Source organism: Paracoccus sp. (in: a-proteobacteria) (genome assembly GCF_046289755.1).
In the GTDB taxonomy this organism is placed as follows: Bacteria; Pseudomonadota; Alphaproteobacteria; order Rhodobacterales; family Rhodobacteraceae; genus Paracoccus.
Window position 1 is genome coordinate 1 of the sequence record NZ_JBKBVD010000025.1, and the last position, 15238, is coordinate 15238.

Here is a 15238-nt window from a genome sequence, read left to right on the forward strand (position 1 = left end):
GCCACTGAGGCCGCCGAACGCGAGGCAGAGCAACGCCGCGCCGCTGAGGCCGCCGAACGCGAGGCAGAGCAACGCCGCGCCGCTGAGGCCGCCGAACGCGAGGCAGAGCAACGACGCGCCGCTGAGGCCGCCGAACGCGAGGCAGAGCAACGCCGCGCCGCTGAGGCCGCCGAACGCGAGGCAGAGCAACGCCGCGCCGCTGAGGCCGCCGAACGCGAGGCAGAGCAACGCCGCGCCGCTGAGGCCGCCGAACGCGAGGCAGAGCAACGCCGCGCCGCTGAGGCCGCCGAACGCGAGGCCGAGCAACGTCGCGCCGCTGAGGCCGCTGAACGCGAGGCAGAGCAACGCCGTGCCGCTGAGGCTGCCGAACGCGAGGCAGAGCAACGCCGCGCCGCTGAGGCCGCCGAACGCGAGGCAGAGCAACGACGCGCCGCTGAGGCCGCCGAGGATGCGCAGCGGCAGGCGTTGGAAGATGCGCTGCGCGAGGCCCAGCAGAATGATGCGGGCGCGGGGGGCACCAACACGGCCTCGACCGGAGAGACGACAGGCGGCGACCGCCAGCGGATCGAGGGCGGCGATGGTGCCTCGGCGGGGCTGGACCCGCTGGCTGCCGCCCTGGCCGAGGCTCTGTCGGGCAATGGCGCCGACACGCCGCCCCCGCCGGGCGATGCGATGCAGCTTGCGCCCAGCCCGATCCGGCCCGTGCCGATGCCCGATGCAGATCCGGGCGCCAGACAAAGCCGCCTGCCCATGGGCGAGCCGCTGTCGCTGGCCGAACGCGACGGGCTGCGGGCGGCCATCGGGCAGTGCTGGAATGTTGGCATGCTGTCGGTCGAGGCGGCGCAGGTCACGGTGACCGTGGCAGTGACGCTTGGCCCCGATGGCCGTCCCGATCCGGCCAGCCTGCGCATCGCTGATTTCCGGGGTGGTTCCGCCGGGGCCGCGCAGCAGGCCTTTGACGTGGCCCGGCGCGCGATCATCCTGTGCGGTCAGTCGGGCTTTGCGCTGCCCGCCTCGAAATATGGCCGCTGGCGCGATGTCGAGGTGAGCTTTCGCCCCGACGGTATAGAATTCTGATGTGATGAGGACGCCATGTTCCACAAGCTGACCCTAGCCCCTGCCCTTGCGACCCTCCTTGCGATCGGCGGCCCGGCATTGCCCGCGCTGGCGCAGGACGGCCCCTTGCGGATCGAGATCACCGATGGCGTGATCGAGCCGATGGCGATCGCCATTCCGGCCTTTCACGGTGATGCGGAACTGGCCGCGCGCGTGCGTCAGGTGGTCGCCGACGACCTGACCGGCACCGGCCTCTTCCGCGAGATCCCGGCTGCGGCCCATGTCACCCGCCCCGCCAGCTTTACCGAGGCCGTCAGCTATGAGGACTGGCGCGCGATCAACACGCAGGCGCTGGTGGCCGCCGAAGTGACCCGCAACGGCGAGGACATCAGCGTCCGCTTCCGCCTGTTCGACGTGTTTTCGGGCCAGCCGCAGGGCGACGGGATGCAGTTCGACGCCCGCGCGGGCGACTGGCGGCGCGCGGCCCACAAGATCGCCGACCAGATCTATACCCGGCTGACCGGCGAGCGGGCCTATTTCGACAGCCGGGTGGCCTTCGTGCAGGAAACCGGCCCCAAGAATGCCACGATCAAGCGGATCGGGGTGATGGATTACGACGGCGCCAATATCCGCTGGATGACCGACAGCGCCTCGCTGGTGCTGGCGCCCAAATTCGCGCCCAACGGGCGGCAGCTTTTGTATACCAGCTATGACAGCGGCTTTCCCCAGATCCGGCTGATGGATGTGGCCAGCGTCACCTCGCGCCCGCTGACGCAGGATGCGGCTGCGATGGCCTTCGCGCCGGCCTTCAGCCCGGATGGCCGTTGGGTGGCCTATTCGCGCGAACAGGGCGGCAATTCCGACATCTGGCTGATGGACATCGCCACCGGCGCGCAGCGCCCGCTGACCAACGCGCCCTCGATCGAGACCTCGCCCAGCTTCAGCCCGGATGGCAGCCGGATCGTGTTCGAAAGCGACCGTTCGGGGACACCGCAGCTGTATATCATGGGTCTGGACGGGGCCGAGCCGCAGCGGATCAGCTTTGCCGAGGGCCGCTATGGCACCCCCGTCTGGTCGCCCAACGGCGATATGATCGCCTTTACAAAGCGCATCGGTGACCGCTTCCATATCGGTGTCATGCGCACCGACGGCTCGGGCGAGCGCACGCTGACGGAATCGTTTCTGGACGAAGGCCCGACATGGGCGCCCAATGGCCGCGTGGTGATGTTTACCCGCGTCACTCCGGGCGGAACCGGACAGCCGCGTCTGCATTCTGTGGACATTACCGGGCGAAACATGCGACCGCTGAATCTGGACTTTGCCGCCTCGGACCCGTCCTGGGGGCCTATGCTGCCGTGAGGATGACATGACGAACGCCGCGATCAAGCCTGCCCTTCTTGCCTGCCTGCTTGGCCTTGCCGCCTGTGCGCAACCCGCCCCGCCTGCGCCGCCGGTGCTGGACCCCTATGCCCAGACCGGGGCCGGGGCGATCTATCAGGGCAATCTGCCCGGCGGTGTCATCGGCGCCGAGGCCAGTGCCCAGTATTTTCAGGCGCAAGTGGGCGATACGGTGCTGTTTGCCGCCGAGCAGACCGGCCTGACCGCCGAGGCCCGTGCCATTCTGGCGCGACAGGCCGAGTGGCTGAACCGTCACGGCAACTTCACTGCCGTGGTGCAGGGCCATGCCGAGGAAACAGGCACGCGCGAATACAACCTTGCGCTTGGCGCGCGCCGCGCCAGCGCGGTGCAGGAATATCTGGTGGCGCAGGGCGTGGCTCCGGGCCGGGTCCGCACGCTGAGCTTTGGCAAGGAACGCCCGGCCCAGACCTGCTCTGACGAAAGCTGCTATTCGCGCAACCGCCGCGCGGTCACCGTGGTCACCGACAGCGGGGCGGGGATGTGATGATCAGACTGCCGCGTATCGCCCTTGTGGCGCTGATGCTGGCCGGTCCTGTGGCCGGTGCGGGGCAGGTCGTGGCGCAGGATGCTGCGCGCGAGGTGACCCTGGGCCAGATGCGCGGCACGCTGGCCGACCTGCGCACCCAGTTGCAACAATTGCGCGGCGAGTTGGTCGCGTCTGGCGCGGCGGGGTTTCAGGCGGTGGGCGGCGCGGCCGCGATTGACCGCATGAACGCGATGGAAGCGCGGCTGATGCAGTTGACCGATCAGGCCGAGCAGCTGCAGAACCGCATCAGCCGGATCACCACGGACACCGAACGGCGGCTGGCCGATCTGGAGTTCCGGCTGTGCGAAATGGACGAAACCTGTGATCTCAGCGCGCTGACCGTGCCGTCGGGTGTGGGATCACAGGCGCCCGAGCTGGCGCCCTCGGCCCCCGCGGCCGGTCCGGCCGGGCATGATGAGACGGTGACGACCGCCACCGAGCAGGCCGATTTCGATCAGGCGCGCACCATGCTGGACGCGGGCGAGAACCTGACCGCCGCCGAGATGTTCGCCGCCGTGGCCGAAACCCATGCCGGTGGCCCCCTGACCGCCGAGGCCCTGTATCTGCGCGGTGTGGCGCTGGACCGCGCGGGCAACCCGCGCGCCGCCGCAACCGCATGGCTTGAGGGGTTTGCCGCCAATCCCGATGGCGCGCGGGCGGGCGAAAGCCTGCTGGGCATCGCGCAGGTGATCGAGGAACAGGGCGAGGCGACCGCCGCATGCCTCTATCTGGCCGAGATCCCGGCCCGCTTTCCGGGCAGCCCTGCCGCCGCAGAGGCCGAGGCCCGGCTGACGCGCCTGGCCTGCGGCAGCAGCGATCTGGGCGCGCTGGACCCGTTGCTGGACCCGACACTGGACCCAGAGGCCGCCGCCGATCTGGCCGAACACCAGTAGGCCGCCGAGGTGACGGCCCCCCTCCTGCCCGACCCCGCCACCCGTATCCGCGCCGCGCTGGACCGGCTGGCGGGCGATCTTCCTGCGGTCGGGCTGGCCGTGTCCGGCGGCGGTGATTCGGTCGCGCTGATGCAGGTGGCAGCCGACTGGGCGCGCGGGCGGCGCGTGATGGTCGCCACCGTCGATCACGGCCTGCGCCCGGGCAGCGAGGACGAGGCCGCACAGGTCACCCAGAAGGCACGCGCCCTTGGCCTGCCCCACGCCGTGCTGCGCTGGACGCGCGAAACCGACACCGGCAATCTGATGGCGCAGGCGCGGGACGCACGGCTGCGGCTTCTGTCGGGCTGGGCGCAGCGCAATGAGCTGACCGCCGTGGCGCTTGGCCACACCGCCGATGATCTGGCCGAGACGCTGCTGATGCGGCTGTCGCGGGGCGCGGGCATCGACGGGCTGGCGGGCATGGCCGAATGGCGCGACGCCTTTGACATGCGCTGGCTGCGTCCGATGCTGGGTGTCCACCGGGCCGAGCTGCGCGACTGGCTGCGCGCGCAGGACATCGACTGGGTCGACGATCCCAGCAACGACAATGCCGATTTCGAACGGGTGCGCATCCGTCAGGCCATCGCCACGCTGGGGTTTGATACGAGCGCGCTGGCCCTTGCAGCGCGCCATATCTCCGAGGCGCGTGACGCGCTGTCGGATTATGCCGCACTGATCTCGCGCGAGGCCCGGACCGAGCGGGGCGCCCTTGTCCTCAAGCGCACCGCCTTCAGCGACGCCCCGCCCGAGATCCGCCGCCGCCTGATCGTGGCGGCCTGCCGCTGGGTCACCGGCGCCGACTATCCGCCCCGCCGCGCCACCCTGCTGCACGCGCTGCGCGCGGTCGCGGCAGGCGGTCGGGTGACACTTGACGGAACCTTGATCACGCCCGCGGGCGCCGATCTGCGCTTTACCCGCGAGACGGCGGCGGCGATTCGCGCCGACGCCGCCACCGGCGCCGTCTGGGACCGCCGCTGGCGGATCGAGGGGCTGAAGCCGGGCCAGCATATCGCAGCGCTTGGATATGCGCCCCTGCCGCGCCTGCCATGGCGCGACATCGGCATCGACCGCGACGAGGCAGCGGCCAGCCCCGCGCTGTGGCAGGGCACGCTTTTGGTGGGGGCGCCGGTGCTGCGGCCGGTGGCGGGGTTGCGCCTGCGCCCCCTCCGCGATGCGGCGGATTTCCACAGTCTGGTAAAGGCGCATTGAACCTTCGCAGATAATGCCTATTTTCGTCACAACCGCTTTCCCGCCGGAGGACCAGCTTTGGGCAACGCACGCAACTTCGCCTTCTGGGTGGTTCTGTTTCTGATGATCCTCGCCCTGTTCAACCTGTTCAGCGACGGAACAGGAAATATGAACAGCCGCCAGATCAGCTATTCGGAATTCATGCAGAGGGTGCAGAACGATCAGGTCACCGCCGTCACCATCGACGGCGAGGATGTCGCGATCACTGGCACCGATGGCCAGCAATACGCCACCGTCCGCCCATTGGGCGAGGAACTGGCCAGCAATCTGGTCGGGCGCGGCGTCGATGTGCGCGTGGTCAAACAGCAAAGTAGCGGCTTCATGTCGATGCTGGGCGTCTGGCTGCCCTTTATCCTGCTGATCGGGGTCTGGATCTTCTTTATGAACCGCATGCAGGGCGGCGGCAAAGGCGGCGCGATGGGCTTTGGCAAGTCGCGCGCCAAGCTGCTGACCGAAAAGTCGGGCCGGGTGACGTTTGACGACGTCGCAGGTATCGACGAGGCCAAGGACGAGCTGGAAGAGATCGTCGAATTCCTGCGCAATCCGCAGAAGTTCAGCCGCCTCGGTGGCAAGATCCCCAAGGGCGCGCTGCTGGTCGGCCCTCCGGGCACCGGTAAGACGCTTCTGGCCCGCGCCATCGCGGGCGAGGCGGGCGTGCCCTTCTTCACCATCTCAGGCTCGGACTTTGTCGAGATGTTCGTGGGTGTCGGCGCCAGCCGCGTCCGCGACATGTTCGAACAGGCCAAGAAATCCGCGCCCTGTATCCTGTTCATCGACGAGATCGACGCGGTGGGCCGTGCCCGTGGCGTGGGCATCGGCGGCGGCAATGACGAACGCGAGCAGACGCTGAACCAGCTGCTGGTTGAGATGGACGGGTTCGAGGCGAACGAAGGCATCATCATCATCGCCGCCACCAACCGCAAGGATGTGCTGGACCCGGCGCTGCTGCGTCCCGGCCGCTTTGACCGCCAGATCTATGTGCCCAACCCCGACATCAAGGGCCGCGAAAAGATCCTGAACGTGCATTCGCGCAAGGTGCCGGTCGGCCCCGATGTCGATCTGCGCATCATCGCGCGCGGCACGCCGGGCTTTTCGGGCGCCGATCTGATGAACCTCGTGAACGAGGCCGCGCTGATGGCCGCCCGCATCGGGCGCCGGTTCGTCAGCATGGAAGATTTCGAGAATGCCAAGGACAAGGTCATGCTGGGCGTCGAGCGTCGCAGCATGGTGCTGACGCCCGAGCAGAAGGAAAAGACCGCCTATCACGAGGCCGGTCACGCCATCGTCGGGCTGTCGCTGCCCAAATGCGACCCGGTCTACAAGGCCACGATCATCCCGCGCGGCGGCGCCCTTGGCATGGTCGTCAGCCTGCCCGAGGTCGATCGCCTGAACTTCCACAAGGACGAGGCCAAGCAGAAGATCACCATGACCATGGCCGGCAAGGCCGCCGAGATCATCAAATACGGTGAGGAAGGCGTGTCGAACGGCCCCGCAGGCGACATCCAGCAGGCCAGCGCGCTGGCGCGGGCGATGGTGATGCGCTGGGGCATGTCCGACAAGGTCGGCGCCGTGGATTATGCCGAGGCCCACGAAGGCTATAACGGCAGCACCGGCGGCTTTTCGGTCTCGGCCTCGACCAAGGAACTGATCGAGCAAGAGGTCCGCGAGCTGATCGAGGATGGCTATATCGAAGCCCGCCGCATCCTGATCGAGAAAGAGGTCGAGTTCGAGCGTCTGGCCAAGGGCCTGCTGGAATACGAGACCCTGACCGGCGAAGAGATCGGCAGCATCGTGCGCGGTGAGGCGCTGGACGGGGGCGATGACGACACGCCCAGCAGCGTGATCCCCTCGGTGACCGCGATCCCCAAGGCAGGCAAGCCCGCACCGGGCGGCGATCCCGCGCCCGCGTGATCCCTGACACGACGCGATGTGAAACCCCGGCCCCTCTGGCCGGGGTTTTGCGTTCGGGGCGGGCCTCTGCGTCAGGCTGGGCTCTTGCGGTTTTTGTCGCGCCGGTGCATGGGACTGGGGCATGAAACCGACCGACCAGATCCCCGACATGCCCGCGCTGAGGGCTGAAATCGACCAGCTGGACGCGCAGCTTGTCGCGCTGCTGGCGCGTCGGCGTGATCTGATCGACCGTGCCGCCCGCATCAAGGCAGGCAACGGCTTGCCCGCCCGCATCGACGCCCGCGTCGAAGAGGTGGTGGCCAATGTCCGCCGCCTAGCCGCAGCGGCCGGGCTGGATGCCGACCTGATCGAGACCCTCTGGCGCCAGCTGATCGAGGCCGCCATCGCCCAGGAAGAGCGTCATCTGAACCGCAAGGAGCGCCCATGACCGCCCATATCATCGACGGCAAGGGCTTTGCCGCCACCCTGCGTGCCCGGATCGCCACCGAAGTGCAGGCGCTGGCCGCGCGCGGCATCACGCCGGGGCTGGCTGTGGTGCTGGTGGGCGAGGATCCGGCCAGTCAGGTGTATGTCCGCTCGAAAGGCCGGATGACGCGCGAGGTGGGTATGACCTCGTTGGAGCACCGGCTGCCCGAGACGACCTGTCAGGCCGATCTGCTGGCGCTGATCGCGCGGCTGAATGACGACCCGGCCGTGAATGGAATTCTGGTTCAGCTGCCGCTGCCGCGCCATTTGGACGAGGCGGCGGTGATCAATGCCGTCTCTCCCGAAAAGGATGTCGACGGGTTCCACATCCTGAATGTGGGGCGTCTGGCCACCGGGCAGAAGGCAATGGTGCCCTGCACGCCGCTTGGCTGTCTGATGCTGCTGCGCGACCGGATTGGCAGCCTTGCGGGCAAGCGCGCGGTGGTGATCGGGCGCAGCAATATCGTGGGCAAGCCGATGGCGCAGCTGCTGCTGCGCGACAGCGCCACAGTCACGATCGCGCATTCGCGCACTGCCGATCTGCCCGCACTGTGCCGCGAGGCCGAGATTGTGGTCGCCGCCGTGGGCCGTCCGCGGTTCGTGCAGGGCGACTGGCTGCGCCCCGGCGCGACGGTGATCGACGTGGGCATCAACCGCACCGAAGATGGTCTGGTCGGCGATGTCGATTTCGACGCGGCGGTGCAGGTCGCGGGGGCGATTACGCCGGTACCGGGCGGCGTCGGGCCGATGACGATTGCCTGCCTGCTGGCCAATACGCTGACCGCGACGGCGCGGGCCAATGGCCTGCCCGACCCCGAGGGGCTGACGCCCTGACCGGAGCGCCGGGGGCGCTTCGCCCCCCGGACCCCCAGAGGATATTTTTCCAAGGCAAAGCTGAACGTTCCGGGCCGTAGTTTCAGTCCTGAAACAGGCGTGGCTGTTCTGCTGGTCCGCGCGGGGCGTCGAGGCCCAGATGGCGCCAGGCACGGGCGGCCAGCATGCGGCCGCGCGGGGTGCGGGCGATCAGGCCCTGTTGCAGCAGATAGGGCTCGATCACCTCTTCGATGGCGTCGCGGCTTTCCGACAGGGCGGCGGCCAGCGTCTCGACCCCCACCGGGCCGCCGGCATAGTGCTGCGCCATCAGTGTCAGATAGCGGCGGTCGGCGCCGTCGAGGCCCAGATCGTCGACGCCAAGCCGGGTCAGCGCCAGATCGGCGATCTCGCGCGTCAGCCGGCCATTGCCCTCGACCAGCGCGAAATCGACGACGCGGCGCAGCAGGCGGCCTGCGATGCGGGGGGTGCCACGGGCGCGGCGGGCGATTTCCTGCGTGCCTTCCGGGTCGGCGCTGATCCCCATCAGCCGTGCCCCGCGCTGGACGATCAGGTCAAGCTCGGCGATCTCGTAGAATTGCAGCCGCGTCGGGATGCCGAAACGGTCGCGCAGGGGGGTGGTCAGAAGGCCAAGCCGGGTCGTCGCGCCGACCAGCGTGAAGGGCTGCAGCTCGATCCGGACGGTGCGGGCGGCGGGGCCTTCGCCGATCACCAGATCCAGTTCGAAATCCTCCATCGCGGGATAGAGGATCTCTTCGACCGCCGGGTTCATGCGGTGGATCTCGTCGATGAACAGCACGTCGCGCGATTCGAGGTTGGTCAGGATCGCTGCCAGATCGCCCGCCCGCGCAATGACCGGCCCCGAGGTCATGCGGAAATTGACCCCCAGTTCGCGCGCCATGATCTGCGCCAGCGTCGTCTTGCCCAGACCGGGCGGGCCATAGAACAGCGTGTGGTCCATCGCCTTGCCGCGCATCTTGGCGCTTTCGATGAAGACCTTCAGGTTGGCGCGTGCCTCGGCCTGTCCCACGAAATCGGTCAGGACCTGCGGGCGCAACGCGCGATCTTCGGCATCGCCCTCCAGCATCTCGGGGCGCAGGACCGGGTCTGATTGTGTCATCAGCGGCGGCCCGCGCCACTAGGCGGGATGCGGCTGCGGGTGGTGGCGGGCGTGGGGCGGCCCTCGAGGGCCATCAGCCGGGCGATCCGCTCTTCCGTGGGCGGATGGGTCGCGAAGAGGCGGTCGGCCTTGAGCGCGTGCAGCGGGTTGATGATGAACATGGCCGCTGCCGCGGGGTTCTTTTCCGCCGGAACATTGACGCTGCGGCCTGCTGCCTGGCTGATGCGTTGCAGCGCCGAGGCCAGCGCGCGGGGCTGGCCGCAGATGGCGGCGCCGGTGGCGTCGGCCTCGTATTCGCGGGCGCGCGAGATGGCCATCTGCACCATTGCGGCGGCCAGGGGCGCGATGATCATGGCAAGGATGGCGCCCAGACCGCCGCCGCGCCCGTCGCGACCGCCCATGAACAGCATCATGTTGCCCATCATGGCGATGGCGCCGGCCATGGTCGCGGTGATGGTCATGGTCAGCGTGTCGCGATGCTTGATATGGGCCAGCTCATGGGCGATCACGCCGGCGATTTCCTCGCGGCTGAGGGACTGGACCAGCCCCTGGGTCACGGCCACGGCGGCGTTTTGCGGGTTGCGCCCGGTGGCAAAGGCGTTGGGCTGGGCGGTTGGCAGCAGATACAGCTTTGGCATCGGCAGATCGGCGCGGCGGGCCAGTTCAGCGGTCATCTCATACAGCTCGCCCGCCTGACCCGGCGCCAGCTCGACCGCGCCCTGCTGGCGCAGGACCAGCTTGTCGCTGTTCCAGTAGCTGAAAAAGTTCATCCCCCCCGCGATCAGCAGCGCAATCAGCGCGCCGCCGCCGCCGCCCAGCATCCAGCCCAGCCCCATCAGCAGCGCGGTCAGCGCCGCCATCAGCATGAAGACCTTGACGTTACCTTCCATTGACGAAGCCTCCGGTTACTCTTTCGGCGCCAGCAGGCGCAGCGCCGCGCGGATCAACGCCGGCGTGGGCGCATCGGGTTCCCGCCCCTGCGCCTCGGCGATGGCGCCTGCCGCTTCCGAGGGACCATAGCCCAGATTGCTCAGCGCCGACAGCGCGTCGGCCATGGCCTGACCGGACTGCGCAGCGCTTGCGGCCGGGCGGGCCTCGGCGCCCCGCGCCGAGGCGGCGGGCGGGGCGGGCTCGATGCCCGGCCCGTCCGCATCGCCGCCCGCGGCCACGTCGCCCGCGTCGATGGTCAGCGCGCCGCCCATCGCCATGACCGAGGGCGCCTTGTCCTTGAGTTCCAGCACCACCCTTTGCGCCAGTTTCGGCCCGACCCCATTGGCCTTGCGCACCGAGGACCAGTCGCCAAGCGCGATCGCCCGCCCCAGCCCCTCGGGACCCAGCGTGCCGAGGATCGCCAGCGAGACCTTGGCCCCCACCCCCTGCACCGAGGTCAGCAGCCGGTGCCACTCTTTCTCCAGCATGGTCGGAAAGCCGAACAGCTGCAGCAGATCCTCGCGCACCAGCAGCTCGGTATAGAGCGCCGCCGCCTGCCCCACCGGCGGCAGGCCCGCCGCCGTGCGTTCGCTGACATGCACGATATAGCCCACCCCACGCACGTCGATCAGCACATGGTCGCGCGCCCGGTGCAGGATCACCCCGGCGATGCGCCCGATCATGCCGCACCCCGCTTTGGCGTGGCCACGCGCAGGGTGCGGCTTTGCAGATGGCGGGCATGGCAGATGGCAATGGCCAGCGCATCCGCCGCATCCGGGCTGTCGAAGACCACGCCGGGCAGCTGGATGCGCACCATGTGCTGGACCTGTTCCTTGGCCGCATGGCCCACGCCAACCACCGTCTTCTTGACCGCGTTCGGGGCATATTCGCCCACCGAGATCCCCGCCTCGGCCGGGGCCAGCAGCGCCACGCCGCGCGCCTGACCCAGTTTCAGCGTGCCGGTTGCGTCCTTGTTCACGAAGGTCTGTTCGACCGCTGCCTCATCGGGCGCATGCGCCGCGATGACCGCGCAAAGCCCCCGGAACAGGACCGACAGGCGCGCGCCCAGATCCTGCGTGCCGTCCGAATGGATGGTGCCGTTGGCCAGATGGCGGATGCGCGGGCCGTCGACCTCGATCACGCCCCAGCCCATGTTTCGCAAACCGGGATCAATGCCCAAGACCTTCATGCTGCCCTCTTTTTCCGGATTGTTAGCACGAAGCACGAACATCTGGCTAGGGGCAAAGCCGCAGGGGCGGGGGCGCTTCGCCCCCCGGACCCCCAGAGGATATTTTCATGAAGAAGAAGGGCGGGTCATTCCTCGATCACATCCAGCACGCCGGGGGTGGCGCGCAGGGCTTGCCGGGCGGGGGTGGTCAGGGGGGCGTCATTGGCCACCTCGATGTCGATCACCTCGTCGCCTTCGCGCAGGCGCAGGCGGATCGGGCCGCGGGCGCGGGCGGGGGCCATGATCTCGGCCTGGATGCGGGTCAGCACCTCGGCCAGACGCGTCACCGTGTCGGCGCCCTGAATTTCGACCGCGAGGCAGCCCGCGCCCGCATCGGCGACATAGTCCTCCAGCGGCGCCACCGAATTGGCCAGCATCTTGACCTGATCGCCCGAGGGTTCCACCTTGACCTGAAGGACCACGTTCTGGCCCGGTTCCAGCCGGTCGCGCGCGGCGGTCAGCAGGTCGGAGAAGACCGTGACCTCGTATAGCCCGGTCGGGTCGGACAGGCTGACAAACGCGTATTGCGTGCCCTTGGCCGACTTGCGCTCCATCCGTGCCGCGACCGTGCCCGCGATCTGGGCGACCAGCGGGCCCTGCAGCGCCTCGGCGCTGATCTCGGCCAGCGTCTGCACCTTCTTGCGGCGCAGCGCTGTCTGGTAATCGTCCAGCGGATGCCCCGAGAGGTAGAAGCCGATGGCCTTGTGTTCCTCGGCCAGCTTTTCGGTGGGCAACCAGATGCCGGTCAGGGGCGCGCGGGGGGGCGGCAGATCCTCGCCGCCGCCGAACAGCGAGGTCTGGGACGAGGCCGCCTGTTCCTGCACCGCCGCCGACCAGGCCACCAGCGCGTCCAGCGATTTCATCACCCGCGCGCGGTTGTCGTCCAGCGCGTCAAAGCCCCCCGCGCGGGCCAGCATTTCCAGCGGGCGCTTGCCCACGCGCTTCATGTCCACCCGGCGGGCGAAATCGTGGAGATTGCGGAACGGGGTCTCGCCCCCGTCATCTGAACGCCGCGCGTCATGGATCAGGCGCATCGCCTCGATGCCGACGCCCTTCAGCGCACCAAGCGCATAGTGGATGCGTCCCGGCCCCACGGTAAAGGTCGGGGCCGAGCGGTTCACGCAAGGCGGCACCATCTGGATGCCCATCCGGTCGCATTCACGTTTGTAGACCGCCAGCTTGTCGGTCAGGTGGCTGTCGCAGTTCATGACCGCCGCCATGAACTCGACCGGGTGGTTGGCTTTCAGCCATGCCGTCTGGTAGCTGACCACCGCATAGGCCGCCGCGTGGGATTTGTTGAAGCCGTAATTGGCGAATTTTTCCAACAGGTCGAAGACCTCGCCGGCCTTCTTGTCGGGCACGCCGTTGGCCACCGCGCCGGTGACGAATTTGGGGCGTTCCTTGGCCATCTCGGCGGCGATCTTCTTGCCCATGGCGCGGCGCAGCAGATCCGCGCCGCCAAGCGAATAGCCCGCCATGACCTGCGCGATCTGCATCACCTGTTCCTGATAGACGATGATGCCCTGCGTTTCCGCCAGAATGTCGTCGATGCTGGGATGGATGGATTCCAGATCGCGGATGCCGTTCTTGACCTCGCAATAGGTCGGGATGTTCTCCATCGGGCCGGGACGGTACAGCGCCACCAGCGCCACGATATCTTCGATGCAGGTGGGCTTCATGCGGCGCAGCGCGTCCATCATGCCCGACGATTCCACCTGAAACACCGCGACCGTGCGGGCAGAGGCGAACAGCTCATAGCTGGGGGTGTCGTCCAGCGGGATCAGGTTGATCTGGTTTTCCGTGCCCGGCGGCGGGTCATAGAGCTGGCGGCCGTCGGCGGCGATGTGCAAGGGCCGCCCTGCCCCGTTGATCAGATCGACGGCGTTCTGGATCACCGTCAGCGTCTTCAGGCCCAGAAAGTCGAACTTGACCAGCCCCGCCTGTTCCACCCATTTCATGTTGAACTGCGTGGCGGGCATATCCGAGCCCGGATCACGATAAAGCGGCACCAGCTGATCCAGCGGCCGGTCCCCGATCACCACGCCTGCGGCATGGGTCGAGGCGTTGCGATAGAGGCCCTCCAGCTGTTCGGCGTAATCCAGCAGGCGGGCCACGACCTCTTCGCGGGCGGCCTCGCGCAGGCGCGGCTCGTCGGCGCGGGCCTTGGCGATGCTGACGGGTTTCACGCCCTCGACCGGGATCATCTTGGACAGGCGGTCCACCTGACCGAAGGGCAGTTGCAGCACCCGGCCCACATCGCGCACGGCGGCCTTGGACAGCAGCGCGCCGAAGGTGATGATCTGGCCCACCTTGTCGGCCCCGTATTTTCCCTGCACATAGCGGATCACCTCTTCGCGGCGGTCCATGCAGAAGTCGATGTCGAAATCGGGCATGCTGACCCGTTCGGGGTTCAGGAAACGTTCGAACAGCAGGTTATAGCGCAGCGGATCAAGGTCGGTGATGGTCAGCGCATAGGCCACCAGCGACCCCGCCCCCGAGCCGCGACCGGGGCCGACCGGGATGCCCTGCTGCTTGGCCCAGTGGATGAAATCGGCCACAATCAGGAAATAGCCGGGAAAGCCCATCTGCTCGATGATGCCCAGCTCGAATTCCAGCCGCGCGGTGTACTCCCCGGGGCTGACGGCATGGGGGATGACCTTCAGACGCTCGGCCAGACCGGCATGGGCCTCGCGGCGCAGCTCGGCCACCTCGTCATCGGCGAATTTCGGCAGGATGGGGGCGTGGCGGGCCACCGCAAAGGCACAGCGGCGGGCGATTTCGACGGTGTTCTCGATGGCCTCGGGCAGGTCGGCAAACAGCACCGCCATCTCTTCGGGCGATTTGAAGTAATGGGCGGGCGTCAGGCGGCGGCGGGGCTGGGACTGGTCGACATAGGCCTTTTCGGCGATGCAGATCAGCGCGTCATGCGCCTCGTACATGGTGGATTTGGGGAAATAGACATCGTTGGTGGCGACCAGCGGCAGGTCGCGCGCATAGGCCAGATCAATCAGCCCCCCCTCGGACGCCACCTCGGCGGCCATCAGCGCACCGTTCTCGCCCGGATGGCGCTGCAATTCGACATAGAGCCGCGACGGAAAGGCCGCCGCCAGCCGGTCGAGCAAGCCTTCGGCCTTGGGCATCTGGCCCTGCGCGATCAGCAGCCCCAAGGGGCCGGTCGCACCGCCGGTCAGGCAGATCAGCCCCTCGGCCCGGTCACACAGCTCATCGACGGTGACATGGGGCAGCGCGCCACCCTCGCGCAGATAGAGGCACGAGGACAGCGCCATCAGGTTCATCCAGCCCGCCCGGTTCTGCGCCAGCAGCACGACCGGGCCGGTGGCCTCAGCCGCCAGCGTGACCTGACAGCCGACAATGGGCTGGACGCCCTTGTCCCGCGCCTTGATGCTGAACTCCAGCGCCGCGAACATGTTGTTCGTGTCAGTCAGGGCCACCGCAGGCATACCGGCATCTGCCGCAATGGCGGGCAGTTTGCCTACGGGAATTGCACCTTCCAGCAAAGAATGCTCGGAATGCGTGCGAAGGTGGATGAATCGGGGGGATTTTGCGGTCAT

12 protein-coding genes and 1 pseudogene are annotated in these 15238 nt (G+C 68.2%); 8 read left to right on the plus strand and 5 right to left on the minus strand.

The annotated features are described in order from the left end of the window. From ACK41U_RS10825 to folD, 8 genes and pseudogenes are all read left to right on the plus strand, one after another. Positions 1-1077, plus strand: a pseudogene (locus ACK41U_RS10825) (hypothetical protein); the annotation flags it as partial. Positions 1078-1092: 15 nt separating this feature from the next. After that, on the plus strand, positions 1093-2415 hold the full coding sequence (gene tolB, locus ACK41U_RS10830) for a Tol-Pal system beta propeller repeat protein TolB (RefSeq protein ID WP_409679656.1): 1323 nt from the start codon (positions 1093-1095) through the stop codon (positions 2413-2415). 7 nt (positions 2416-2422) lie between these two features. Next, positions 2423-2959, plus strand: a complete 537-nt coding sequence (pal, locus tag ACK41U_RS10835) for a peptidoglycan-associated lipoprotein Pal (protein ID WP_409679659.1) — start codon at positions 2423-2425, stop codon at positions 2957-2959. Then, positions 2959-3894: a tetratricopeptide repeat protein gene (locus ACK41U_RS10840; protein WP_409679662.1), complete on the plus strand. Its 936-nt coding sequence runs from the start codon at positions 2959-2961 to the stop codon at positions 3892-3894. The genes pal and ACK41U_RS10840 overlap by 1 nt, the downstream gene beginning before the upstream one ends. Positions 3895-3903: 9 nt before the next feature. Beyond that, a complete protein-coding gene (tilS, locus tag ACK41U_RS10845) occupies positions 3904-5142 on the plus strand; it encodes a tRNA lysidine(34) synthetase TilS (RefSeq protein WP_409679665.1) in 1239 nt (412 codons plus the stop codon). A 57-nt stretch (positions 5143-5199) separates the two neighbouring features. After that, positions 5200-7092 (plus strand): ATP-dependent zinc metalloprotease FtsH, encoded by a 1893-nt coding sequence (gene ftsH, locus ACK41U_RS10850; RefSeq protein WP_409679668.1) that lies wholly within the window; start codon positions 5200-5202, stop codon positions 7090-7092. A gap of 121 nt (positions 7093-7213) precedes the next feature. Next, a complete protein-coding gene (locus ACK41U_RS10855) occupies positions 7214-7519 on the plus strand; it encodes a chorismate mutase (protein ID WP_409679671.1) in 306 nt (101 codons plus the stop codon). Further along, positions 7516-8391, plus strand: a complete 876-nt coding sequence (gene folD / locus ACK41U_RS10860) for a bifunctional methylenetetrahydrofolate dehydrogenase/methenyltetrahydrofolate cyclohydrolase FolD (protein WP_409679674.1) — start codon at positions 7516-7518, stop codon at positions 8389-8391. The genes ACK41U_RS10855 and folD overlap by 4 nt, the downstream gene beginning before the upstream one ends. An 82-nt stretch (positions 8392-8473) precedes the next feature. Here the strand turns inward: folD and ruvB are convergent, their stop codons facing one another. From ruvB to dnaE, 5 genes are all read right to left on the minus strand, one after another. After that, entirely contained in the window at positions 8474-9508 is a 1035-nt protein-coding gene (ruvB, locus tag ACK41U_RS10865) for a Holliday junction branch migration DNA helicase RuvB (RefSeq protein WP_409679677.1), read from the minus strand. After that, the gene (gene htpX, locus ACK41U_RS10870) at positions 9508-10398 is read right to left on the minus strand and encodes a zinc metalloprotease HtpX (RefSeq protein WP_409679680.1); all 891 of its coding nucleotides are present in this window, start codon (positions 10396-10398) and stop codon (positions 9508-9510) included. The genes ruvB and htpX overlap by 1 nt, the downstream gene beginning before the upstream one ends. 15 nt (positions 10399-10413) lie before the next feature. Next, the gene (gene ruvA, locus ACK41U_RS10875; RefSeq protein WP_409679683.1) at positions 10414-11121 is read right to left on the minus strand and encodes a Holliday junction branch migration protein RuvA; all 708 of its coding nucleotides are present in this window, start codon (positions 11119-11121) and stop codon (positions 10414-10416) included. Next, a complete protein-coding gene (ruvC, locus tag ACK41U_RS10880; protein ID WP_409679685.1) occupies positions 11118-11627 on the minus strand; it encodes a crossover junction endodeoxyribonuclease RuvC in 510 nt (169 codons plus the stop codon). Before ruvC ends, ruvA begins: the two co-directional genes overlap by 4 nt. 125 nt (positions 11628-11752) lie before the next feature. Then, on the minus strand, positions 11753-15238 hold the full coding sequence (gene dnaE, locus ACK41U_RS10885) for a DNA polymerase III subunit alpha (RefSeq protein WP_409679688.1): 3486 nt from the start codon (positions 15236-15238) through the stop codon (positions 11753-11755).

What these genes read in the sequence shown, in the direction of transcription:
- tolB (WP_409679656.1), top strand. Translation starts at nt 1,093, where the DNA reads ATGTTCCACAAGCTGACCCTAGCCCCTGCCCTTGCGACCCTCCTTGCG.
- pal (WP_409679659.1), top strand. Translation starts at nt 2,423, where the DNA reads ATGACGAACGCCGCGATCAAGCCTGCCCTTCTTGCCTGCCTGCTTGGC.
- ACK41U_RS10840 (WP_409679662.1), top strand. Translation starts at nt 2,959, where the DNA reads ATGATCAGACTGCCGCGTATCGCCCTTGTGGCGCTGATGCTGGCCGGT.
- ACK41U_RS10855 (WP_409679671.1), top strand. Translation starts at nt 7,214, where the DNA reads ATGAAACCGACCGACCAGATCCCCGACATGCCCGCGCTGAGGGCTGAA.
- folD (WP_409679674.1), top strand. Translation starts at nt 7,516, where the DNA reads ATGACCGCCCATATCATCGACGGCAAGGGCTTTGCCGCCACCCTGCGT.
- ruvB (WP_409679677.1), bottom strand. Translation starts at nt 9,508, where the DNA reads ATGACACAATCAGACCCGGTCCTGCGCCCCGAGATGCTGGAGGGCGAT.
- htpX (WP_409679680.1), bottom strand. Translation starts at nt 10,398, where the DNA reads ATGGAAGGTAACGTCAAGGTCTTCATGCTGATGGCGGCGCTGACCGCG.
- ruvA (WP_409679683.1), bottom strand. Translation starts at nt 11,121, where the DNA reads ATGATCGGGCGCATCGCCGGGGTGATCCTGCACCGGGCGCGCGACCAT.
- ruvC (WP_409679685.1), bottom strand. Translation starts at nt 11,627, where the DNA reads ATGAAGGTCTTGGGCATTGATCCCGGTTTGCGAAACATGGGCTGGGGC.
- dnaE (WP_409679688.1), bottom strand. Translation starts at nt 15,238, where the DNA reads ATGACCGCAAAATCCCCCCGATTCATCCACCTTCGCACGCATTCCGAG.